This window comes from Beijerinckia mobilis, assembly GCF_000745425.1.
Classification (GTDB): Bacteria; Pseudomonadota; Alphaproteobacteria; order Rhizobiales; family Beijerinckiaceae; genus Beijerinckia; species Beijerinckia mobilis.
Genome location: NZ_JQJH01000005.1, coordinates 24,403 through 48,672 on the forward strand (window position 1 = coordinate 24,403; position 24,270 = coordinate 48,672).

General features: G+C 53.9%; 21 protein-coding genes. 4 read left to right on the forward strand and 17 right to left on the reverse strand.

Annotated elements, in window-relative coordinates:
- Nucleotides 1-72: 72 nt before the first annotated feature.
- From DL88_RS06915 to DL88_RS06935, 5 genes are all read right to left on the reverse strand, one after another.
- Nucleotides 73-375 (reverse strand): copper-binding protein, encoded by a 303-nt coding sequence (locus tag DL88_RS06915; protein WP_034994239.1) that lies wholly within the window; start codon nt 373-375, stop codon nt 73-75.
- A gap of 41 nt (nt 376-416) precedes the next feature.
- Nucleotides 417-1,772, reverse strand: a complete 1,356-nt coding sequence (locus DL88_RS06920) for a multicopper oxidase family protein (RefSeq protein ID WP_051955688.1) — start codon at nt 1,770-1,772, stop codon at nt 417-419.
- 11 nt (nt 1,773-1,783) lie between these two features.
- Nucleotides 1,784-3,241, reverse strand: a complete 1,458-nt coding sequence (locus tag DL88_RS06925; RefSeq protein WP_051955689.1) for a TolC family protein — start codon at nt 3,239-3,241, stop codon at nt 1,784-1,786.
- A complete protein-coding gene (locus tag DL88_RS06930) occupies nt 3,238-3,510 on the reverse strand; it encodes a hypothetical protein (protein ID WP_156970975.1) in 273 nt (90 codons plus the stop codon). The genes DL88_RS06925 and DL88_RS06930 overlap by 4 nt, the downstream gene beginning before the upstream one ends.
- A gap of 160 nt (nt 3,511-3,670) precedes the next feature.
- Entirely contained in the window at nt 3,671-4,087 is a 417-nt protein-coding gene (locus tag DL88_RS06935) for a hypothetical protein (RefSeq protein WP_034993948.1), read from the reverse strand.
- A 644-nt stretch (nt 4,088-4,731) separates the two neighbouring features.
- Between DL88_RS06935 and DL88_RS06940 the strand changes: the two genes are divergently transcribed.
- A complete protein-coding gene (locus DL88_RS06940) occupies nt 4,732-5,697 on the forward strand; it encodes an ion channel (RefSeq protein WP_034994248.1) in 966 nt (321 codons plus the stop codon).
- A 378-nt stretch (nt 5,698-6,075) separates the two neighbouring features.
- Here DL88_RS06940 and DL88_RS06945 read toward each other — a convergent pair whose 3' ends face one another.
- From DL88_RS06945 to DL88_RS19815, 10 genes are all read right to left on the reverse strand, one after another.
- Nucleotides 6,076-6,978 carry a phosphodiester glycosidase family protein gene (locus tag DL88_RS06945; protein WP_034993951.1) on the reverse strand — a complete coding sequence of 301 codons (903 nt, stop codon included), beginning with the start codon at nt 6,976-6,978 and terminating at the stop codon, nt 6,076-6,078.
- 714 nt (nt 6,979-7,692) lie between these two features.
- On the reverse strand, nt 7,693-8,646 hold the full coding sequence (locus DL88_RS06950) for a prephenate/arogenate dehydrogenase family protein (protein WP_034993954.1): 954 nt from the start codon (nt 8,644-8,646) through the stop codon (nt 7,693-7,695).
- On the reverse strand, nt 8,639-9,793 hold the full coding sequence (gene hisC / locus DL88_RS06955; protein ID WP_051955690.1) for a histidinol-phosphate transaminase: 1,155 nt from the start codon (nt 9,791-9,793) through the stop codon (nt 8,639-8,641). The genes DL88_RS06950 and hisC overlap by 8 nt, the downstream gene beginning before the upstream one ends.
- 37 nt (nt 9,794-9,830) lie before the next feature.
- On the reverse strand, nt 9,831-10,709 hold the full coding sequence (locus tag DL88_RS06960) for a chorismate mutase (RefSeq protein ID WP_051955691.1): 879 nt from the start codon (nt 10,707-10,709) through the stop codon (nt 9,831-9,833).
- A 524-nt stretch (nt 10,710-11,233) separates the two neighbouring features.
- Nucleotides 11,234-11,830 carry an aminoacyl-tRNA hydrolase gene (gene pth / locus DL88_RS06975; RefSeq protein ID WP_034993967.1) on the reverse strand — a complete coding sequence of 199 codons (597 nt, stop codon included), beginning with the start codon at nt 11,828-11,830 and terminating at the stop codon, nt 11,234-11,236.
- Nucleotides 11,831-12,440: 610 nt separating this feature from the next.
- Nucleotides 12,441-13,085, reverse strand: coding sequence for a 50S ribosomal protein L25/general stress protein Ctc (locus DL88_RS06980; RefSeq protein ID WP_034993970.1), 645 nt, complete (start codon nt 13,083-13,085; stop codon nt 12,441-12,443).
- A 666-nt stretch (nt 13,086-13,751) separates the two neighbouring features.
- Nucleotides 13,752-14,255: a hypothetical protein gene (locus DL88_RS06985; RefSeq protein ID WP_034993973.1), complete on the reverse strand. Its 504-nt coding sequence runs from the start codon at nt 14,253-14,255 to the stop codon at nt 13,752-13,754.
- Between the two features lie 415 nt (nt 14,256-14,670).
- Nucleotides 14,671-15,030 carry a hypothetical protein gene (locus DL88_RS06990; protein ID WP_156970976.1) on the reverse strand — a complete coding sequence of 120 codons (360 nt, stop codon included), beginning with the start codon at nt 15,028-15,030 and terminating at the stop codon, nt 14,671-14,673.
- Between the two features lie 83 nt (nt 15,031-15,113).
- The gene (locus tag DL88_RS06995; RefSeq protein ID WP_051955692.1) at nt 15,114-15,539 is read right to left on the reverse strand and encodes a hypothetical protein; all 426 of its coding nucleotides are present in this window, start codon (nt 15,537-15,539) and stop codon (nt 15,114-15,116) included.
- 183 nt (nt 15,540-15,722) lie between these two features.
- Nucleotides 15,723-16,256 (reverse strand): rod-binding protein, encoded by a 534-nt coding sequence (locus tag DL88_RS19815; RefSeq protein WP_084705028.1) that lies wholly within the window; start codon nt 16,254-16,256, stop codon nt 15,723-15,725.
- Nucleotides 16,257-16,412: 156 nt separating this feature from the next.
- On the opposite strand from DL88_RS19815, the gene flhA reads away from it, so the two are divergent.
- From flhA to DL88_RS07015, 3 genes are read left to right on the forward strand one after another with little or no spacing between them, the layout of a single operon-like run.
- A complete protein-coding gene (flhA, locus tag DL88_RS07005; protein ID WP_034993979.1) occupies nt 16,413-18,503 on the forward strand; it encodes a flagellar biosynthesis protein FlhA in 2,091 nt (696 codons plus the stop codon).
- Nucleotides 18,500-19,255, forward strand: coding sequence for a flagellar biosynthetic protein FliR (locus DL88_RS07010; RefSeq protein ID WP_034993982.1), 756 nt, complete (start codon nt 18,500-18,502; stop codon nt 19,253-19,255). Before flhA ends, DL88_RS07010 begins: the two co-directional genes overlap by 4 nt.
- On the forward strand, nt 19,256-19,648 hold the full coding sequence (locus tag DL88_RS07015; protein WP_034993985.1) for a hypothetical protein: 393 nt from the start codon (nt 19,256-19,258) through the stop codon (nt 19,646-19,648).
- A gap of 681 nt (nt 19,649-20,329) precedes the next feature.
- On the opposite strand, the gene DL88_RS07020 is transcribed toward DL88_RS07015, so the two are convergent.
- The gene (locus DL88_RS07020; protein WP_210165282.1) at nt 20,330-21,691 is read right to left on the reverse strand and encodes a c-type cytochrome; all 1,362 of its coding nucleotides are present in this window, start codon (nt 21,689-21,691) and stop codon (nt 20,330-20,332) included.
- A 204-nt stretch (nt 21,692-21,895) separates the two neighbouring features.
- Entirely contained in the window at nt 21,896-24,133 is a 2,238-nt protein-coding gene (locus DL88_RS07025) for a PQQ-dependent dehydrogenase, methanol/ethanol family (RefSeq protein WP_084705045.1), read from the reverse strand.
- Nucleotides 24,134-24,270 lie beyond the last annotated feature (137 nt).

The following is a 24,270-nucleotide window of genomic DNA, read 5'->3' on the forward strand; positions in this document are numbered from 1 at the left end:
ACGTCTGAAAGGACACCATAAAGCATGCTGTAGCGGTTTGCATCTGGCGGGTGGAGAGAGGGCTCTCGATCGTCATTTCGCTTTTTCCATATGGGTCACAACGAAATGACCATTCTCTTTTTCCGCGTCGAACAAGACCCGCTCTCCGACCGAGCGATGTTTGAGAAGAAGCGGATCCGCGACGCGATAGACCATGGTCATGCCGTCATCCATGCCGAGCTTGGGGAGCGGCTCATGTTTGAGGGTTACCTTTCCCTGATTGGGGTCAAGAGCACGTATTTCTCCATGATAGAGCTGAGCGGCGTGGCTGCCGACGGGGAAAATCGTCATCAATCCAATGACAAGGAGGGTGATGAAGGAAGGGCGATATGACATTTTAGCTCCCTGAATGTTCCGATAAGCGGACATGAAAAGTTTCAATCTCTGTTTGGATGATTGTGGCGATGCAGCGGTGCTGGCTCATCGCCCTTCCATTCGTAGGCGACTGTGCCCCGTGGGTGCTGATACCAGCCGGGATCGCGATAATCGCCCGGCGCGAGAGCCGGCCTGATCTTGATGACCGTGAACATCCCTCCCATGGCGATGGAACCGAAGGGGCCGTCGCCCGCCATCATGGGCAGGGTGTTCCTCGGCAGCGGCATGTCCATTTCGGCCATGGCACCGCCGCCGTTGGACCCCATCATCATTGCATCAGCCGAGATTCTTCGGATCGCGTCATTTGTCTGTTTCAGGTCTACACCAATATAGGTTCGCACCTGATGGCCCATTTGATTCATCGTATGGTGCGACTTGTGACAATGCATCGGCCAGTCGCCGGGATTGTCGGCCGAAAATTCGATGGCACGCATCTGACCGACCGCCATGTCCACAGTTGCTTCCGGCCATGAGGCGTTGGGATCGACCCAGCCGCCATCGGTGCTAGTAACGCGGAAATTCGTCCCATGAATGTGGATCGGGTGATTGGTCATCGACAGATTGCCGATACGAATCCGTAGCTTCTCGCCTTGTCTGGCGACCAGTGGATCAATGCCGGGAAATACCCGGCTGTTGAATGTCCAGAGACTGAAGTCAGTCATTTCATTGACGCGTGGCGTATAGGCACCGGGGTCGATCGCATAGGTGGAGAGGAGCAGGATGTAATCGCGATCAACGCGACGAAAATCCGGATCACGGGGATGGACCACGAAGGATCCCATCATTCCCATCGCCATCTGAATCATTTCATCCGCATGGGGATGATACATGAATGTGCCGGAACGCGGCAGAGCGAATTCGTAGACGAAGGTTTTGCCAGGCGGGATCCCCGGCTGGGTGAGGCCGGCGACGCCATCCATTCCGTTCGGAACATCAATGCCATGCCAATGAATGCTGGTGGCTTCCGGAAGATGGTTGGTGACGAATATGCGTACCTTCTCACCCTCGACGGCTTCTATCGTCGGTCCGGGGCTCTGGCCATTGTATCCCCAAAGGTGAGCCTGCATGCCTGGCGCCATTTCCCGGACGACGGGTTCGGCGACGAGATGGAACTCCTTCCATTCACCATTCATACGAAAGGGCAGGCTCCAGCCGTTGAGTGTGACGACGGGATGATAATCAGGTCCGCTATCCGGATGCCGAGGCGGCTGGGTCGCCGTCTCGCGCATGATCGGCGCTTCCGGCAGGCGGGCTGCCTCGGCGCGGCTGTTGATCGACCCGGCCGACGTCAGCATGAGGCCAGCGCCGAGAAGCTGGCGGCGGGAGAAGGAGAGCCCAGGATTCGTGTTGCTTTTCATGGAAGCTCCTATCAGTTTGCCGGGGCGTTACCTGTTACGGCCCCGGCGGCGACAAGACGGGGAGAGCTAGCGTCATACGTATTGCCGCCATAGATGGCCGTCGTGAGCTCAACCTCTGCGAGGAAGAAGTCGCGCCGCGTGTTGATTGCGGAAACATGATTGGCATTACGCATCTGGCCATCCACAATGAGTTGTGTGGCATCGGAAAGCATACCATTGAGCTGCAGCGTGGTTTCATCGAGAATGATTTTGCGCAGCGGCAGGACGTTGTTTGCATAATAGCGGGCAAGGTCGAATTTGCCGCGATAGCGCAGATAGGCTTCGCGCACTTGCGACCGTACATCGATTGCGCGTTGGGCGAGACGATGCGCTGCCGCCATATAGGCCTCACGCGCTCTACGGACATCGGTCTCTCCGAAATCATAGATGGGAATCGTGAAGCTCACGTCGAAACCATGGCGGATCAGCTTGTTGTTATATTCGGTGCCGAGGACCGCGCCGCCGACATTGCCTGCCCATTCGTTGTCGTCCTGGTAGGCGAGTGTGATATCGCTGACGAAGCGGGTTGCATTGGTGAGCCCATAATTGGCGGCAAGAGCTGTAAGATCATACTTGCCGGCCTTGAGGTCCACGCGCTCGGTCAGAGCCTTGGCCTCGATGGCCTTCGGGCTGACGATCGATTTCGGCAAAGGCGGCAAGTCGTCTGGCAATTTAAAGGCGATCTCCTTGCCCCAAAGACCCATCAGCCGGGTCAACCGCTCACGTTCGGCCTGAGCCTGTAGCCGCGCATCGGCGAGTTGTGCCGACATTTCGGTAAAAAAGGCGCCGCTGCGCGCTTGTTCCAGCCTGTTCAGGCTACCGGCCTCGCCGAGTTTGCGGGCGAGATCGGCCGAGAGACCGGCAGAGGCAACGGAACGCTGTAAATAGGCCGCCTGGGCATTGGCCGCGACGGCCACATAATATTGACGCCGGACATCGGCCGCGAGCGCCAGCACTTGTTCCGCAGCGCGCCATTGCGCGGCGGAATAGCTTTCTCGGGCGATCGCTGTGCGTGCCGGCAACGTCGCCAGGGCGAACAGGCTCACTGCTATCTGGCGGACGACTTCGACATCCCCCTCGCCGGCAAGGCGAGAGATGGAGAATTGCGGGGATGGTGGCAGGCTCTCATGGACGAATTGCGCTTCCGATACGCCGAGATCGTTGAATGCGGCCTGTAGCCCCTTGTTGCGCAGAAGCGCTATTTCCAGTGAAGTTTCGGCCTTAAGAGGCTGGCGCAAGAGCGTCGCGACTCTCGCTCGCGCGCGTTCTTCCTCCTCATCCCCAGTGATTTTCGTCACCTGTTGATGAATCGCTGCATTCGCTGTCGCTGAAGCCGGAGAAAGGCCGGCATCAGCGGAAAAACTGGCGCATCCGCCAAGCACCAGAGCGGTGCCGATACAGGCCAAGAACGGTAAGGATCGTGTTTTCACGGGCTGTCTTCCCCGCTAGTCATCGATGGCGCTGTGTTTTTATTGGCACCGTGATGGTGGGAACCGGGCGTGACTTTCTGGTTCAAACTGCGCCAGTCCTGGGGCTCACCCGGTTTGAAACCGCTCAAGCCGGCTGTTGGCGAAGCGGGGGGCGACCAGTCCGATGCGCGTTGCGGGGAGAGCGGGGCCAGGAGATCGGAAGGGCCGAGCGTCAGTGAGCCGCCGAGAGCGGGAAGAATGGATAGTAAGCCCGTGAGGGAAAAAGCCAAGAATGAACGCATGGAAGGCCGTGAGGCAGGGCAAAACGCGGAGCAGCGGCCATGGAAGGCCGTGCGGCTCGGCACGTGCTGCGAAATGACGGGAAGACGCGGTGAAATCAGAAACCCTGGAAAAGGATGCCGAAGCGGCATGCAGGGTTCCGGTCGTAGGTCAGGCCTTGCGTGGCGGTCGGCGCATGGGCGCTGGCATTAGCCCGGGCGTCCAGGCGTCGGAGCGTGCGTCATGGATGAAAAGGGTCGCCGGTGGCTGGGCGAAACCTATTGCATGGCTGGTGATGAGTCCCAGCAGAACCGGCGCGCAGCAGGAAACCGGATTATCGCCAGATCCATGGTCGCAAGGCAGCGGTCGCGAATCGTCCCGATGGCCGATGGATGTCCTGTCCGCTTCCTGCTTCAACCCATGATGCACAGAATGGCCTGAGTATAGCGAGGCCATCTGACCATTATGGGCTTGTGTGAGGATCGGCCTGTGCCCCAGGTTGTCGCCATGCGCCAGCACGCGTCCGCTGGCCAGCATGGCCAGGATCGAGACGGCAAGTGCCACAAGCATGAGGCGATAGACGAGCAAGCCAGCGGTCCTCGAAAGCTTGGTGGAGATTCTCTGCGTGCACAATGACCCGCATGGTCAGATCCATGACCTGTCCATGGTGGCCCGCCCGACGATTGAAGGAGGCAGGTGGATAGTTAAAAAATCGCATGTTCCTGAAAATCCGACAAGTCGAATTTTGCCTGTCACGGCCCGGCCGGAGGGGCGGGCGATCAACCGAAGGCGTCACGCTCTGTTGAATGAGGTTTTGGCCTCCCCGGTCCATCGGCATATTTTCCAGAAGGGATGTGCCATGCTAGGAAATGTGCATGCCCTTTGACGAGGCGGGCGCAATGCCCAAGCCTCGTTTTCTGGAGCTTCCTCTCCCTTTTCTTTCAAAGGAGGGGAACAGCTCCAACTCGGCCGTCATGTGCGGCCATATAGCCGCGACGTTCCGTTTGTGTGCCTCACTTCCGCAGGTGGTCGATTCATACGGTTCATTCCGTATCGTTGGCGAAGGTCATGCCTTTACGCATCTGCCTGGTTCGATGCCCCCGAAGACTCGCGTTCAGGATACTCGCATCACAAATGTCAAAATCCTGTGCCAGTTAACGGCCCAGATGCTCACGGTGTCGTTGGTATGCTTCCCTGGAAGGTCGTTCCTGTTTCCGTTCCGGATGTTTGATATGAATGGATTTGAAATAGCGCGCGACAAGATTTTCGCCGCCAATAAAATGGCCCATCACGCCACCAGACAGGCCAGTGCTTTTCTCAGTTACAAATATCGGAAGCTGGAAGAGCAGACGCATAATAATGTTGTCGTTACCGGCCTTGTGGACCATTTCTGGAGCGACCTCTATCACCACGCATTGACGATTTCCTGGCGCGCCTTTTTCTGTTGGTCCATTCTTTTCTTCATCGGCATCAATCTTGGCTTCAGTATGCTTTATGCGCTGGTGCCGGGGGAGATTGCCAATTTGCGCCCGGGCCATTGGCAGGATTTTTTCTTCTTCAGCATTCAGACTTTCTCGACTGTCGGCTATGGCGGAATGACGCCGACCGGGACTTTCGCCAATGCCATGGTCTCGGTGGAAGTGTTCATTGCCATCATGATCAATGCACTTGGTACGGGCCTCGTCTTTGCCCGCTTTTCGCGGCCGACCGCCCGTGTCCTTTTCAGCAACAAAGCCGTGGTCAGCACAGTCGATGATACTCGTATGTTGAGCATTCGTATCGCCAATTGCCGGCGCAGCATCATTCTCTCGATGGATATGGAAATGGCCTTGTCGCGGCTTGTGCAGGGGGAGGGCGGTCGTTACTTTCGCCGCTTCGATCCGCTGCCTTTGATCCAGGCTCACAGCCCGCTTTTACGCTTCACCACCATGGCGACACATGTCATTGATGAACGCAGTCCACTCAAAGGTCTTAAACTGGATGAGCTGCGCAAGGAAGAGGCGGAAATCATCATTACCATTACCGGTATTGATGAGGTGACGTCGCAAAGTATTTTTGCACGGACGGCCTATACGTTCGATAACATCCTCCATGACCACCATTTCGTCGATATAATCGGGATCGCTCAAGATGGCAGGATCAGCGTGGATTTCTCGCGATTCCATCATACGGAAGAGCACATGCCAGCCACCCATTGACGGAAAGTGGTATAGACCGTTGAGGCCGAATGGATTTCAGGTGAGTTTGTGTTTGGTCGTTGTTTCGATCGCGCGCACTTGTTGAAGATTAACCAAAGGCCTGCCCGATGAACGGGCTCGTGAGCCACGCCCACCATTGATGGAAACGCATCAAACCGGGGAAAGCAGTTTCCTTTCTTCGGTTTAATACCGGCGCTCGGCGATAGGCTTTGACGATTCCGACCGGAATCTGTCGCTGCGGCGGCTTCCTGTCGGCTCTCATTGATCCCAGAAATTGGGATCAATGAGCCTGACATGAGTCTTTCAGTGGCCTTTCGAAACGCCCCACTCAAATACAGAGCATTTTTTGAAGCGCTTCAATTTGGGCGCCAAAGCCCTCTATTGAAATGGCGGCTTGGGAAGTTCCAGTGCATGAACGCCAAGCGCGGCAGCGTCATAACGTTCCGAGCCGCCGCTCGGATTGTTGACGATATAGGGTTGTCCGAGCGTATCCGCGCGCACCATTTCCGTGGAGCCACCACCATCAAGATTCAATGCGCTGTCGCAGCCGAGCGCGAGCATCAGAGCGGCGGATTGCGCATTTGTCGTGCCCCTCGAATAGCCGGATACGCGACCGTCGATGACGACGAGGTAAAGGTATCTGTTATGGTCCGACAAGCCGACGACAGTGCGAGGATTGGGGTTCAGGGGGTCGCCCTCGTTCGGGCTGCTGGCGCTGGTATCCTTGCCATCCTGCACGAGGATCGCCGATCCGGCCACGGCGGTGACTACCTGCGAGGCATCGACCGCGGAGCCGTGGGCGATGACGGCATTATTGCCGCGGGTGATCGCCAGCACCGCCTCGCTCTGGACGGGATCCGTCGTCGCCGGTGATACGACCTTGCCGTTCGAAACGAGCAGGCCGATCACGTCCTTCGGTTCGGGATAGGCATTGCAGCAGGGAGAAAAGAAATTTGCATTGATCGCGACGCGCACGCGGTTGTCGATCGCAAATTGGGAGGTTGTCTCCGAAACCGTCTCCAGCGATCCGCTATGCGCCGTTGTCACGAAGGCGATGCCGGGTGCTTTCAGGTCGATACGCATGATATAGGCATGGCTGATTGTCGCCGGGCCACCTGTCGTCGTTGGATTTGACGGGATCGTCGCTGTTTCCTGATCGACACCGAGATAGAGCGGTGAAAACCCGCTTTGTTTAATCGTGGATGTCGAATCATCTGCCTGGGCTTGCAGGGCAAGGCCCAGAAACATGATTGCTGAAATGATCGCTTTATATCTTCGCATTGTTGGTCTCCTGCCTGTATCCACGGTCAATGAGTCGGGCGGCAGCGAGGGTTGCAATAATTGGTAAAACCGCGAAGACGATTTTATGAAGAATTTTGAATGCGTTGATTTGTCTTGGAACGATTGCGTTCAGATGGGGTCGGTGTTTTCAGTGCAATGGCTACGAAATCGGCTTGCCCGTTCGAGATCAGTCGGGCGCCTTTTCAAAGAAATAGGCCATTGGATGGATTTGGATGTTCAATGGTCTAATACCAAGGCTCGATGAGTATGACTTATTGAGACTTGTCTCCGCGACTGCGGGACGGCAGCTTTCCGCTGAACCTCACTGATCCCAACAGACCGAGGTCAGTGAGATTGGGTATAATGCAAGGCATGATCAATTGACTGCATGAGCCAAGATCACTGCTTTATAAAAGCATCAAATGTGTTCGGAGCGCGTGCCCGTTTGGGCTGATGCTGACGTTGTGATCATAAGGGATCCAGGCCGGACTTCTGTCGGGTGATGAGGCGTTTTGAGGTCGGGAAAATTTGACGGTGTGGTTACGCTGTGTTGCCCAATGCCAAAAGGTGATGAGCATGACTCATCACCTTTTGGCCCCTGCGACCGCAGGGTGGCGGCGGTCAGTCGAACACCACGGATCATGACATGTCATGATCCCAGCTTTTTGGTGTTACGGGTAAGCAAGGGTGCAAGGCCGCGAATCCTTCAGAAGTCTATTCCGTATCCTCTGGCTGCCGCCGTCCGAAATCGGGTGCGGCGGTTTCCTGACCCTGTTCGATGATGGTTCGGCGGATGGCGCGGGTTCGGGTAAACAGGTTGAACAGGCCCTCACCATCGTCATGCCGGATCATGCGTTGAAGCGCGATGAGATCTTCCGTGAAGCGGCCGAGCATTTCGATCACTGCTGGTTTGTTATTGAGAAAAATGTCGCGCCACATCGTCGGATCGGAAGATGCGATGCGGGTGAAATCGCGAAATCCGCCAGCCGAGAATTTTATGACTTCCGATTGTGTGACGGTTTCGAGATCCGCTGCCGTGCCGACGATATTATAGGCGATGAGATGCGGCACATGGCTGGTAATCGCCAGTACCAGGTCGTGATGCGTCGCCTTCATCATCTCGACATTGGCGCCGGCGGCAGTCCAGAAGGCGGTGATCCGTGCCAATGCCTGCGCATCAATCTCGGGTGTCGGTGTGAGAATGCACCAGCGGTTGAGAAACAGCGTCGCAAATCCCGCGGCGGGCCCTGAATATTCGGTGCCCGCGACGGGGTGAGCCGGCACGAAATGCACATTCTCCGGCAGGCGCGAGGCTACCGACTGGATGACGGCGGCTTTGACCGAACCGACGTCGGAGACGATTGTGCCCGGGGCGAGATGAGGAGCGATCGTCTTGGCAATCGCTCCCATAGCGCCGACGGGAGCGCAGAGGAGCACGAGATCGGCATTCTGAACCGCTTTTTCCGCACTGGGCGCGACGACATCGGCGAGGCCTAGGCGCTCGACCTGGGCGCGGACGTCCGGATCGCTGTCATAGGCGACGATGCGGGTCGCAAGGCCCTTCCGTTGTGTGACGCGCGCCAGCGAAGATCCGATCAGCCCGATGCCGATCAATGTAACTTGCTCGAAGAGGGGCGTCTCGAGCCTCGGCCCCAATCCATCAGTCACGCGGATTGGCTCCCTTGTTCGCGAATTCTCTGAGGCTGTCGATGACGAGCTGATTGGCTTCGTCGAGCCCAATGCTCAGACGCAGGCAATGTGGCAGGCCATAGGACGCGACCGAGCGCAGAATAAGTCCGCGTCCTGTCAGGAAGGCGTCGGCCTCCTGGGCCGTAGCGGCGTCCAGGAAATGCACCAGAAGAAAATTTGCGACGCTTGGCGTGACGGTGAACCCGATTTGGGTGAGCGCTTCGGTAAGCTTGCCGAGCCAGGCCTCGTTATGGGCGATCGCCCGGTCGACATGGGTTTGGTCTTTGATGGCGGCAATTCCGGCCGCAATCGCCGGTCCGCTGGTGTTGAACGGGCCACGTACGCGATTCAGCGCATCCGCGACGGCGGCAGGCGCATAGCACCAGCCAAGCCGCAGCGCGGCCAGACCGTAGATTTTGGAGAAGGTCCGGGTCATGATGACATTCTCGTGCGTCGCGGCGAGTTCGAGACCGGCCGAATAATCATTGCGGGTCACATATTCCCCATAGGCAGCATCGAGCACCAGCAGGACATGGGAGGGCAGGCTGGTTGCGAGCCTTTTGACCTCGGAGAAGGGCAAATAGGTGCCGGTAGGATTGTTCGGATTGGCAATGAACACGATTTTCGTCCGCAGCGTGACGGCCGCAAGGATCGCATCAATATCGGTGGTGAGGTTCTTCTCGGGGACGACGACGGGTGTGCCGCCGGCGGCGAGAATTGCGATCTTGTAGACGAGAAAGCCATGCTCGGTGAAAATACCTTCATCGCCGGGCGCGAGATAGATCGTGGCAAGCAGGGACAGCAGTTCATCCGAACCCGCGCCGCACACGATGCGTGCCGGATCAAGTCCATGGTGGGCGGCGATAGCGCTCCGCAAGGCCGTCGCCGTGCCGTCTGGATAGAGTGAAAGCTTTTTTGCGCTGTCGATGAAAGCCTGTTGCGCTGCGGGCGATGGGCCAAACGGCGTCTCATTCGAGGAAAGTTTGTGTATTTTCGCCGCCCCAGGCGCCGAGCTCTTCCCAGGCACATAGGGGTCAATGGCGAGGACACCCGCATGCGGCATCGGCTGTGAGAGCGGAAGCGGCGTGATATCGGGAGCGGGAGATGCTGAAAACGATTGGGTCATCGAAAGAGTCCAGAAAATGAGCCAGAAAGTTAGTCCCCTACCTGCTCGCAGCGGTGGGGCTGGCTTTGAGATCGAAACGGGCTGCATGACTGCCGATTTCGGCAAGACGCGCCTCTCCTGCGCCTGCTTCACGAAGGGCGTGGCGCAAATTTTCGGGCGTGACATCGCCGGGAACGGCGACCATCAGCGATAAGCCGTACCCGTCAGCGGCATTACCGAGGATAGAGCCACCAATTGAGGCCATGCTTTCCGGTAGCCATCCTTGCCATCGCTCGATGCCGATGGAATAGAGCAAAGTCTCGCGGGAAGCGGCATCGCTGAGGGGGCGCGCGATGACGAAGAGCGGCATGCCAGCGGGGTGATCAGGGCGCTCGACGAATGGCAGGCGGGCGATGATTTTCGGCGCCTGCGGATCGCAGAGTGCACGCCACCATGCACCGGCTGCAGCACTCGCCTCGACTTTGACAAGTCCAAGATCTCCTTTGGCTTGCGCCACGGCTTCGATCACGCCGCCTGTTCCCTGATGAACGATATAGGGGACGGTGAAGCCGAAATGAAAACGGCAGCAATCGCGCATGGCCGCATCGCCGCCGCTGATGTCGGCGTGGACGGAATAGGGTGACTGGACATAGGTGAAGGTCGAAATAATTATGCGCCAGATGCTCTCGACCGTGTCCACGGGCAACAGCCCTTCATGGCGGCTGACGATTTTGCGCATCATATCGGCTTCCCGGCCGGGCCGGAAGGCCGAGCCTCCACCTTGACGCGCCTTGACGGCGATCAGCCGGTCGATGATCTCGCCGCGTGCGATCAGCAAAGCATGCAGATCGGCGTCGATGCGATCGATCTCGATCCGTAGATCGGCCAGGGTTTCCTGAGCCAATGAGGAGAGGGCTTGTGAAGGCTTTGCGTGCATGGGCTTGGCAATAGGATCTTGAACGGAAATGTGCGTCGATTTCGATGTCGTGGGTTCCACTCGGTCATGCCCGGTGCGGTTCCGCTGCCACTTTCTGCGGTGCGATTCGCTCCCTTTTCAGCGGAACGGAAATCGAAATTTCGAATCGCGAAGCGCGCTACACTAAATTCATTCCGTGGCATCGTGAAGCGAAACCGTTCATTCTTGCCCCCTTTGATGCCAATTAAGCGAAAATCGCGATAGTTGGGCGGAATTGAGGATTTCTGACGGAAAGGGCTCCGAAATAGCAAAATGGCCATCGACGTCCGTTTGCGTCAGCAGGCAAGTTCTCCCAGCTCCAGGACCCTGAATGTCTCCGTGCTCGCGAAATCTTATATAAGATATCTATATAAGATGGCTGTGGCCTTTTATGTCTCCCCAGTCTTTAAGGCATTGTCCGATAAGGTTGAATCGCCTTGCGGTTCCATGGCCCAGATAATGCTCTTGTTTTTGAGAGAAGCGTTTCCGGATATATCCGAAACGCCTTAAAATAGACCATCCTTCGCGAAACCTGCCGCGTCCATGGCATGGAAAACCTTGTTTTGAAAGCTTTCATCCTCACCCTTGACAAGGAGTGGCGCATTGATGGCGATCGAAAGGCAGAGCGTTTCGACCCAGGCCGATTCGCTTTTGGCGAAGTCGCCCAGGACATAATTGCGGACCATATCCTTGACGCCCGGGTGGCCGATTCCTAGGCGTACTCGCCGATAATCATTGGTGATATGTTGGGTGATGGATTTCAATCCATTATGCCCGGCGTTACCGCCACCCTTCTTGACTCGGACCTTGCCAGGGGCGAGATCGAGCTCATCGTGAAAGACGACGACCCGGCTCGCATTGATCTTATAGAAATGGACGGCGTCGCTGACGGAACGTCCGGATTCATTCATATAAGTTTCTGGCTTGAGGAGAATGACTTTCTCCCCACCGAGCGTTATTTCGCTCGTCAATCCTTGAAATCGCGCGCGGAACGCGGATGCGTGAAATTCTCGCGCTAGGGCGTCGATAGCCATGAAACCGATATTATGTCGATTGTTGCTATAGGCCTTGCCGGGGTTGCCGAGACCGACGAAGAGAAACATGGCGGCCTACGCGTTTGAAGCATGCCGCGGAGCCTTGCCGGGCGATGCAGGCTGAGAATGGACCGCGCGAGAATCGCGCGAGCGCGTGGAAAGCAAAAGACAAGCCAGAGAATGTGCCCAAACGAAGAACGGAAATGATGACATTTCCGACGAGCTTACCCTATCGAGTGTGGGATAGGATCGGATTGTACCGCTTCACAGCCGTACTTTAGCGATTCCCGCTCATTTCTTCTATCTGAGGCAGATGCTAACGATTGCCTCTGCCCTTGGCATATTTGCTATCACCCTCCAGATCAATCCAAGACAAATGGTCTCGTTCTTCCTGGCCCTTCGGGAGTATCAGTTGAGGCTTTCGCAGGCCGCTTCATCGTCTCAAGTGTTTACACCGCCTAAAGCGCATCGCTCCTGGGGCGGGAAGATATGAAATACGTGATATTGCCAATCGACGAGGGCAGATATGCGTCTCTATTGAAATGGAATGGTGACGGGAATGGTTATGGTTTCCGTCGTTCTAAAGCGGGCGCCATCCATTGGAACGAATGCAAAAATTGCATTCGTTCCAAGATCTTTGTTGTGAAGGCTCCGGCAGCTGAAATTCTGCCGAGACCGACTATTTCTTCTTGGCGGCGGCAGCCGCCTTGCCTTTGCCTTTGCCTTTGGCGTCTGCGGCAGGGGCTTCCTCGGCAATCACTACAGGCGGAACGATTGTGACAATCGTGAAATCCTTGCCGGTTTCGATAAGGGAGCAGCCTTCCGGCAAGGGAATTGCCGAAACATGAAGGGATTCTGCGATTTCCAGGCTTTTTAGGTCAGCGGTGAGTGCTTCTGGGATCGCATCTGCCGGAACTTTCATCTCGATGGCATGACGGACGATATTCAAAGTACCGCCCTTTTTGACGCCAGGGCAGATATCACCATTAAGAAAGTGAACGGGTACCTGGACCTTCAAGGTGGCACCGGGCTTCAGACGCAGAAAATCGACGTGGAGTGGCTGACCCATAACCGGATCAAGCTGATAATCGCGCGGAACGACGCGCTGCTTCGTGCCATCGATCTCGATATCGAATAGCGTCGTCAGGAAATGTCCCGCATAAATCAGCTTGTTCAATTCACGGAAATCGAGGGTGATCGGCTCGGCGGCATCACCGCCACCGTAGATGACACCTGGAATGCGACCTTCACGGCGCATGCTACGAGCGGCCCCCTTGCCTGTCCCCGCGCGAACCGTGGCCGCGAGTGTTTTGCGCTCGGCCATAGTATTAATCCTTATTAGAGATCTGAAGAAACTTCCGATCGACACGACGATAACTGTCGCCGATTTGTGCAGAAGTTGGAAAGCACGCCACGCCTCCAGGGGTGTCGGATCGGCATGCTAAGAGTCTTATAAGCTACCTATCCACCTCTGCGCAAGAGATGAGATTGCGAGAGGAAAGGGCGAAAAGACAGGTGAGATTTATGCTTCCCGAAAATGATGCGGCTATCGCCTATGATTATTCCCCCGGCCAGGATGCTGGCTCGAGGCAAGACGTTTCGGGTTGCTTCAAAATTTGGGGCTCCGTCACGCTCTGCCACGATCCTGCGCGATCGTCGGCGGATCCTCGCCGAGATGTGCTGCAAGCAGGTTAGCGATTTCCGTCAGTACGTGGGCTTCAGTTCGTGCCGCGATTGTAATCGCTTGAGGCTGGAGCGGCTCCACCCTATCCGAGTTATGGATTTGCAATTTATGCGAAACTCAACGTCATCTTATTATGAAAGATTACAATGATGTTTTCCAGAAAATGACTATCCATATTTTGTTGTTGATGTCCATTAGCGATCATGCTGTGGAGGTCGCGCCGTTGAGACGACTTTCTGGTGACAGCAGGTTTCCTATGTTGCAGGTGATCCTCATCGCTGAAATTTGGAACGTCTTCTTCAACGTCTATGTATGCGGAGCGGCTTCAAGTAGAACGCCTTTCGTCGTCACGACAATCCAGCGACCCGCACGCTTCTCTGCAAGCAAAACCCGTCCTTGCCCGGGAACATCCATGCCCGCCTTTACAAAAATCTTATTGCCGCCATTGGTCACAAAGGGCTGTCCGTTATTGGTTACTTGGACCTCATAGGGACGCTCAGGCGTATCGATCAAGGTAATATCGCCGTTAAGGCTTATCGGGCTGCCGTGGTTACTTTGTTTGGACGTGCCAATAATCCCGGTTGTCTGGAAATCGATGGCTGACTGGTCCTTTAGGGATAATGGTTCGTTGACACCAAAATGGAAATAATGTGTGAATATCGAGGGGTGCTCAACGTCTCCGTTGATAGCTTGTTCGTTATCTTTGATTATCATAGTAGCGGCGAAAAGTAGCGAAAATGTTGCCGAAAATATACCCGCCGTCGCCAAGCCGAAATCGGAAAAAGAAAGAACGGAAGTTTTTTTCATCATCTTGAACCATTTCATTTATAATTGAAAATGAAAGAAATAGGAGTCGGGCATCTATTCCAAATGAATCTATTCGAGATAAGAACGATGATTCCTTATCGAAATGGATGAACTCTGTGAATAATCCCTTTAACGATTTGTCTAGAAAGACTGGGGCAGACGCCTACGCTATAGTCCATTGCTTCCGAGATCCGTGGTTAACAAAGCGACTATTATGGATGCTCCTTCCACCGAGATTGTCACAAGGTATGAAATAGGAGGGTTTTGATCTGTTCGTCCAGTTTGAAGCGATCACTAATTTTAACAGATCGAATTTTTTATGCTCTTGGTTCAATGATGCTTTGAATCAGTGCGTATAATTATCGGTACCTATTTGTCGTTTTATGATATCTCCCTTGTGAGTCGATGGGCTAATTTATTATTGTGGCACTTCCCTTTTTGGAATGTAGTTAAAATCTTTAATCAGAATGTCCTTGATATAGGGACCGCCCAGTCTCTGATTAACGCGTTCTTTGATTTTGTCTTTCAGTCCTGCGATTTGATATTTCTCAAGATGATTGGGTTCGATCTTTTGTGAAAACAGGGCGTGGAAGGCTTCATCCAGGATAAATATGTCCGGGGGCAGGCTCAGTTTCGTCGAATCGGAAACGTCAATATTGTAGATAAAATTCGTCACGAGATATCCCGCAACGTCACCATTTTGAAACAACGGAACATTGATGCTGTCGGTCGTCTTAGATTCGATATGTATCTCCTCCTGGCTCGAACTAGGATGCACGACTCGATCGAGACTCAATGCGCTACCGATATAAAACGAAATTGATGTGACAATGCAGATCCAAGTGCAATAGAAAAAAATGTTTAGCATTTGACTTGCCTGTCGATAATGCTGATAGCCGAATATGTGCCATCCGATTCCGATTGTTGGACAGTTTCGATAATTGTCTCTGTGACCGCTTCTATTGCCTTGAGGTGATGTTGCAAGGCAATCAGGTTTCCATCAAGAAGCTCAGAAAGATGTGCGAAGCGTAGCTGTATTTCTTTCGTGGTCGTTAATTGCTGAAAGCCAGATATTGCCCGCCGCAGCTCAAGGAGACCCTGTGTCTTTCTTTGATTGAAATCCTGTAAATTGATCGCGCGATTTTCGCGAAGCAGCGTCGTTTCCTGCGTAACGACAGCCTCAAGTCTTGCAAGCGCGGTGAGAAGGGCATCGGACAATCGATTCCTGACTTCTTCGTCCAATTCCGGCGCTGTAAATTGGCAAATGCTGGTTCCATTCTCAACCATATTGGATTGACATATCCTTCCCGGCTCAGTGATGGGATCATCGCGAACCTGTATTGAATGTGTTTATGTCCGCTATTAGCCAGATGATCTCAATCGATGGGTTCTTCGGTAAGACCAGGATCCATCTATCTAGGCTTACGCTTTCCGAAGATACGGATGAATGAGTTTTGAGGCACTCGAAGCTCAGCTGGAAGAAAAGATTCTTGCGTAATTTAGTCGTGTTGCGGCAGTTCTGCTCAAGCCTAGGTCAATGCGTTTGGAAAGTTCTTTTGAAAGCTGGTCTGCAAGCATAGACTTCCACATATCACCGGCGCTTCCGTGTCCATAGATGTCGCTCATATCTTTCGGTAGCATAGATTCTATGAAATTACGCAGGAGTACCGCCTCAAGATCTTTAAAGACTTTTGTTTTTGTATCCCCCGTGTGGGCTTCAAATTTTGGTTGAGGTGAGAATAGCGGCAAAATCGAAGACGACCTTTTATCTCCGGCCGCGACATCTTCCATAAGAGTACTAAAGCTCGCCTTTTCGGTCGAGGGTATGGCGGAGGCGGATCTTAGCCTGTCGAAAAGAGGAGATGAGGAGGGTGCCCCCGCTGCATTGGCAACATCAAGGACGATGTCTGATGGCGGTTGAATCGACAAGGTAACCTCATTTGTAAAAGACAGGATCGTCCGCAGTCGAGGAAACACCCTCTCTCGAGAAAATGTTTCTGTCATAGACTGAGCTTCTTTGTCGGAAGATAAATGACGAGGCTTGTCCGCGGCTTACGCTTTGTGTCGTTAAGTGTTCGAAACTGGTCATCTTCGCGCAAGCCAAGCCTAATACGAATGAGCCTATGTTTGCGATTGAATGGTCGCGGTTGGGAAATCATTATGGTCGATATAGCATTAAACACTTCGGCGGAGACGAATAACAAAAGTATCCGTGATATCGGATTTGCCGCCGGCATCATTGCTATTCTTTCGATTTTCTTCTTGCCGATCCCGCCGGTTATCATCGACCTCGGCCTTGCATTTTCAATTGCTCTTTCTGTCCTCATTCTTATGGTTGCACTATGGATCCAGAGACCGTTGGACTTTTCCGCATTTCCAACAGTGCTCCTCGTTGCTACGCTGCTCCGCCTCGCGCTCAATATTGCGACGACCAGGTTGATATTGTCTCATGGCTCGGAGGGAACGACTGCGGCCGGATATATAATTGGCGGGTTTTCAAAACTTGTCATGAGCGGTGATTTCGTCATCGGTCTCATTGTCTTTGCGATTCTCATGACGGTCAATTTCGTCGTGATTACGAAGGGTGCTACGCGTATCGCAGAGGTTGGAGCGCGTTTCACGCTCGATGCAATTCCAGGCAAACAGATGGCCATTGATGCCGATCTTTCGGCCGGCCTGATCGATGAGAAGCAGGCTCAGCTCAGACGGCGGGAATTGGAGGAGGAGAGCTCTTTTTTCGGCTCTATGGATGGTGCTTCGAAATTCGTCCGAGGCGACGCCATAGCAGGGCTTGTTATTCTGGCTGTGAATATTTTCGGTGGGATCGTGATTGGCGTCACCCGCCACGATATGCCGTTAAGTCAGGCGGCAGACGTCTTTACCAAGCTTTCGGTAGGTGACGGTCTCGTCTCACAAATTCCGTCACTGATCGTTTCTCTTGCTGCGGCCTTGCTTGTTTCAAAAGGTGGAACCAGAGGCACGGCAGAGCAGACGGTTCTTGATCAGCTTGTCAAATATCCGCGCGCACTTTACGTCGCCGCTCTCTTGATGTTCCTGCTTGCGATCGTACCTGGTTTGCCAATGATGCCTTTTCTGCTCTTGGCGACGGTTTTTGTCATGACTGGCAATGTGATACCGAAGCGTATTGCGGAAGCGGAACAAAGAGAAAAGGCAAGGAAAGCGATTGCGGAATCCCAGGCTCTGGCCGAAGCGAAGAATTCGGTGAAGGATTCTTTACGCGCGCCCGAAATCGAACTCTGTCTCGGCAAGCAATTGGCGACGAAATTATTGGAATCTCAGGACGAGCTTTCTCATCGTGTCACGAAAATGCGGCGCAAATTCGTCAAGCAATATGGTTTTATCATTCCGGAAATCAAATTGACGGATAGTTTGTCGATACCGGTGAAATCCTATCAGATCAAAATTCATGGAACGGTCGTAGCGACTTACGAGATGCGGCTAGGTGACGTTCTCGTCGTGACGGGTGAAGGCCGGCGTCCCGATCTTCCCTTTGACGAAACTCGGGAACCCGCCTTTGGTATGAAGGCGTTATGGATATCTCAGACCTTTGTTAACGAATTGAAGAATGACAATTTCGTTCCGGTTGATATTTTGTCGATCCTATTGACGCATCTGAGTGAAGTCATTCGCAGCAATCTTGCGCAGCTCTTATCCTATAAGGATATGCGTCTCCTTCTCGAACAACTCGGGCCTGATTATAAGCGTTTGATCGACGATATATGTCCAGCGCAGATCTCCTATTCGGGTCTGCAGGCAGTATTGAAGTTGTTACTTATGGAGCGGGTATCAATTCGTAACCTTGCCCTCATTTTGGAGGCTGTCGCAGAAATAGCACCTCATGTGCGGCGTTCCGAACAGATCGTTGAACATGTTCGCATGCGGATCGCGCAGCAGATTTGCGGCGATTTATCTGATAATGGCGCTCTCAAAATCGTGCGCCTTGGACAACGTTGGGACCTTGCTTTCCATCAGAGTCTCAAGCGGGATGCTAAAGGGGACATTGTAGAGTTCGACCTTGATCCGGCAATGGTGGAGCAATTCGGGAAAGAGGCAACGCAGGCAATACGGAGATATCTCGACAAGGGAGAGCAATTCGTTCTCGTTGCCGCGCCGGAATCCCGGCCTTATGTGCATCTCGTTACGGAGCGATTATTTGCTAATCTACCGGTCCTGTCGCATCTCGAATTGACCCGAGGTGTGGATATCAAAGTTCTAGGATCGATTTCATGATCTGGACGCCATCGCAGTCGGTGATGGCTGTGGCCATTCTATTTTGCCGTATAGGTTTTGCGGTCATGCTGATGCCGGGTTTTTCAAGCCCCCGAGTGCCTGTCAAAATTCGCCTCGCATTAGCCGTCGCGTTAACATTGATATTGTTTCCTTTTCTTTCTGAGTTGGTGCAACCTGCCCTTGGCGACGCAAAACCCTTATCATTTGTCTACATAATGACTTCGGAATGTTTAACGGGCTTTTTTATTGGCTTTTCCATGCGCATTTTTTTTTTCGCGCTGGAAACTGCCGGCAACGCCCTAGCGATGACGATCGGCCTGACAAGCATTCTAACTGCGGGCATCAATGAAGCGGAACCGTTGCCCGCTCTCAATACACTTGTCACGTTGTTGGCGACGACCTTGTTGTTTATTACGAATCTTCATCTTGAGATTATTCAGGGGTTGATTGCCTCCTATAAAATGTTGCCCATTATGGACATATTCAATAGTCAATTTAATCTTGTTTACGTCGGTGACAATTTGTCCAGAGCGTTTCTACTTTGCTTGCGACTTGCGGGGCCTTTCCTCGTTTTTTCAGTTATCGTCAATTTCACGATTGGTCTGATCAATAAGATGGTCCCCCAAATCCCGATCTATTTTGTAGCCATGCCTTTCGTCTTGATGGGGGGGCTTTTTCTATTCTTTTCCACTGCGCCACAACTTCTTGAAGTCTTCATCACAGGTTTCAGGACTTGGTTGATCAAAGGGTGAATGATGAGTGAGGGCTTGAAGAAGGCGCGGCGTATCGTTCGGGTTAGAAAAAACTTTGTCCGTTTGGCGGAATGGCGCAAAACCGAAATTGATCGGGCCTTGCAGGAAGTCACGAAACGGGATCGTGAAATGTTGCAATTAACGGAGGAGGGGGGGCGATGCTCGCCAGCTTTCGCTCAGATGCTACTAAAAAGCGCACGGCATATTTCTGAACGAAAGGGCATTCTGGAACGTCTAGAAAAAGAGGAGGCAGCAAAGCTCCTCCTTGAGCGAGGTCGCTTACGGTCCAGTATAGAAAATTGTGAGGATGCCGAAAATCAGGAAGCTCGTCGTCTTGAACGAGCGCTTTTGGAGGAAGTGATTGAAGTCGCACAATCATGTCGCTTGGACTGAGCATCAGACGCCCAAAACTGGCAAGTATGGCCTTGCGTGATTTGCTCTCTTTAATGGTGCCGAGGGTGACATCGACAGGATCTCCTCGATAACAATGGTATTACCAACGAGATTTTGTATGAATTATTTGGGGTGGCTATTCATGAGGCTACAAAATGCGGCCGCTGACTTATAGAATGATAATGGCTTTTAACATTTGCGAGTGTGCTAGACTCGTTCGGTCTATGGCTGCAGGCAATAGGAGGTTGGTGCGTTGATGCGCCTGATAAATACTTCACCTAGAGATAAGTCCTGTTTCTCGGGAAGCATTGGTCATCAATGTGGTAGGTATCTTCAATCCTAATGCCGGTCGGTCTGCGAAAGGAAGATTGTTGAGACGGGTCCTGATACCGTTCCAGTCTGGGGCCGAGATCAGGTTTGCTCGTGTATAGAGAATTTTCTTGATGCCAGGTAGGCACTGTAACGGCTGAGGGGAAACCAAATAAAGGATGGAGACCGTGCTTGCCATGTAATCGTGCTGGCAAGGTGTCGGTAATACTGTGTTCTGTTGATCCCAACTTGTCGGGATCAACGGGAATCGGTGGGGATCCACAACCCGACAGCCGGGGCAATCTCAATGAGTCGTTCTCATTGAGATTAGTATAAGGGGACGTGTTACTCCGTCCATTTTTCATATTTGTCTTATTGCGCTGTATCGGTACCCGTGTGTGTCTGTGGCGCAAAGGTCCAGCCTTTACCGTAGGGCTGCGGCATTATGAGACCCCAGCTTGCCGTGTCATGCGTGCCGGCCCCCCAACTCGTCGAGACCAAGGGAGTGCCGTCTCTACGCAGAGCTTCCACCTCTTTTGAGGAGACATTGGCTGGAGCCTTGTTCCCCCAGGAAGACCGAATGAAATTCACGACATCAGCCGTGTCCTGATCGTTCAAGTGGCCTTTATAACCGGGCATGGCTACGGCGGAGGGAGCCCAGTTGGTCGGCGGCAGCACCCCGCCATTGACAACGAGATTGACGAGGGAGGTTGGGTTTTCTGTCACGACGACGGGATTGCCAGCAAGTGGGGGGAACATACGGTTGACACCGCCACCATCATTGCCATGACAGATGGCGCATTGTTCCACATAGGCTTTGGCCCCTGTGAAGCCGTCATACTGATGAGCCTCGAGAGCTTTGGTGACCGTGTCGTTATAGGCATAAGTCGCTTTCGCTTCCACGGGGGGCAATGCCTTCAGATATTTCGCGACCGCCCGGAGATCTTCCATCGTGAGATATTGCGTGCTCCAGGAAACCACATCTGCCATGCCGCCGAAAACCGCGGAATGATCGATGCGCCCTGACTTGAGGAAGGTTGCAACATCCTCCTCCGACCAGCGGCCGAGACCGACGATCGGATCGTTGCGCAAGCTTGGTGCGACCCAATTATCGATCGGTGCCCCTCCGGAAAGAAAGGCTGGCCCGCCTGATGCGTCCAGCGCCTGCTCCTGCAAGGCGAAGCCGCGGGGTGTATGGCAGGCGCCGCAATGGCCTGGGCCGGTGACGATATATTCACCGCGGGCGATTTCGGGATCGGTTCCCGGCGCCGCTTTGAAAGGCGAGGCCGCCGGTGCGAAAAAGCTCTGCCAAAGCGATAAAGGCCAACGCATCGACAATGGCCAGGGGATTTCGGCTGGTTTGTTAGCGACGGGAAGCGGCTTTACACCTTTCATGAAATAGGCGTAAAGCGCCTTGATGTCGTCATCGCTCATGCGCGAGAAAGCCGGATAGGGCATGGCCGGATAGAGCGTCGTTCCATCCTTGCGTATACCCTCCCGTACCGCGCGAGCAAAGTCTTCCAACGTATAGGTCCCGATGCCATGGTCTTTGTCGGGGGTGATATTCGTCGAGAAGATCGAGCCGATCGGTGTCTTTATGTGTAGGCCTCCGGCGTAGGCCGGTCCGCCGATTGCCGTATGACATGCGACGCAATCTCCGAGTCGTGCGACATAGGCCCCCTGTTCGACAAGCGCATCATCGTTTTCGGTGGCCCTTGAGGGCATCGCGCCCATGAACAGAGACATCCCGAGAGCAAAGCTACAGGCCGTCATAGCCGCGAAAGATTGTCTCATGTTCATCACAGCACCACTCTCATACCTACAGGCATTGTTTGAAACATTGGATGGGCAAGACTTCGAATTTCGGTTCCAAAGCCAGGATTCCGGACATTCGACCGCCGGTATTCCTACAGGAAAACCGGTGTATGCAAGACGAAGTCATTTTTCCGGGGACATGCCGACGACCGGAGTGACCGGCACGCCATCCGCGTTTTTGCGAGCATCCATTTCCACCTGATAGGTCGCGTTAGCGCGCTCGATGAGGAAATGGCGGATCGTATCGATTTCTTCCGGCGTCATCGACGTATCGAACTTATCCATTCCAAAGGCTGTCAGCGCTCCTCGGCCGACGACATTGTAGAATGCTTCCTTTGCGTGGAGGGCTCCCGACCAGCGAAGATCGGGCAACACACCACCGCTCTCGCCATTGTCGCCATGGCATCCGGCACAATAGGTCTGATAGTGAAAATAGCCGTCCTTGATTTGCGCTTTATCGAATTCCGCAGGCGGTTTGACAGGCAAGAAGCCCTTGTTATTGGCAGGGGGCAATGTGGCATTGCCATCCAGAGCAAAGGCAATGATGCGTGAATGGTTGACCGTCCAGCCGGACGTGCGTGCGACGCCGCCGAGGAAGAAGGGATAGATGCCACCCCAGCCGACTTCCACGGCGACATATTGCTTCCCATTGACACTATAGGTCACGGGAGGCGCTATGATGCCGCTTTGGGCTTGAAAATGGTAGAGATCCTGACCTGTCTTCGCGTCATAGGCGTGGAATTCACCATTGGCGAGCCCCTGGAAGATAAGTCCGCCGCCTGTCGCCAGAAGACCGCCGTTCCAGGGCCCCTTGTGATCGACCCGGAATACTTCCTTCTGCTCGACGGGATCCCAGGCAAGCAGCCAGCCTTTGAGGTCATCGATGAAACGTTTCGCGGCTTCGTCATTGTAGGAAGTGAGCCCGATCTTGGTCATATCGAGGCCGAGGTTCCAGCTGTCTGGATTCGGTTTGAAGCCGCCTTTCTGGGGCGAGTAGACGAAGGGAACCTGTTGCGCGGGGATGTAGACGAGTTTCGTCTGCGGGCTATAGGCCATGGCCATGAAATTGTGGCCGCCTAGATCACCGGGGAGGCCGTACCAGTCCTTGCCGGTGAGCGTATAAAATGCATCGGGATTGAAGATCGGCCGTCCGGTTTTCGGGTCGAGCCCGGAGGCCCAATTGACATAAGTGTAATTCTTGCCGGAGAGAAATTCGCCGCTCTTCGCGTCAAGGACGTAAAAGAAGCCATTCTTCGGTGCATGGACGATCACATGGCGCATCTCACCATTGATTGGCAGATCGACCGTCATAATGTGCTGGACCGAGGTGTAATCCCATTGGTCCATCGGCGTTTCCTGGAAATGCCAGACATATTCGCCGGTCTCGGGCCGCACCGCGACGATGCTGCCGAGAAAGAGATTGTCGCCCTTGCCCTCCGAACGATATTTCCAGTTCCAGGGAGAGCCGTTGCCGACACCAATGTAGATGAGATCGGTGACGGGATCATAAACGAGTGAATCCCAGACGGTTCCACCGCCACCCTGCCGTGTCCAGGCACCCGTCGGACTCCAGGTCGGATAGGCGACTTCCCGGAGCACCTTGTCTGAAGGGGCGTGATCCGGCTCGTTTTTCGGATTGGGTACGGTGAAGAAACGCCAGTCGAGCTTGCCGGTTTCCGCGTCGAAGGCCGAAATGAAGCCGCGTGCTCCGAATTCCGCGCCGCCATTGCCGATCAGCACCCGTCCCTTGGCGATGCGCGGAGCGATGTCCACTGTGTAGGAGCGCTGAACACCGAGTTCGGCATCCTCCGGAATTGTATTGACCGTCCAAACTTCCTTGCCGGTCTTCGCATCCAGAGCGATGAGCCGTCCATCGAATGTTCCGAAATAGACCTTACCATTCCAATAGGCTGCGCCGCGGTTGACCGTATCGCAACATCCCTTGTCGGCGATATTGCCCGGCACACGCGGATCATATTCCCATAGCAGCTTGCCGGTCGCAGCATCGAGTGCTTTCATTTTTGACCAGTTGGTTGTCGCATACATGACACCATCGACGATCAGGGGCGTGCCTTCCTGCCCGCGATTTGTGTCGAGGTCGAAATACCAGGCGAGTTTGAGTCCGCCAACATTGCCAGCATTGATCTGATCGAGCGGACTGAAACGCTGTTCCGAATATGTTCGTCCATAAGTCAGCCAATTCTCGGGATGATCATCGGCGTGAATGATCGCCTCACCGGTTGTCCCATGCTTGTCCTCCTGCGCATGAAGCGATGATCCGGTGAAAGGTATCGCTGCGATACCAAGACCGAAAAAAGTACAGAGGGAATGTCTGGACCAGCCGTGAAACAAGGAATTCATGAACAGCAGCCTCGCTGGATGAGCATTTGCGCGTGCCATATCGGAATTTTGGTACTTCGTAAATTCTGATGCGGCTGTTGCTTATGGTGTTGAGGTAAAAATTGGAAGATGAGTGAGTAAAAATAAATTTATTTCGG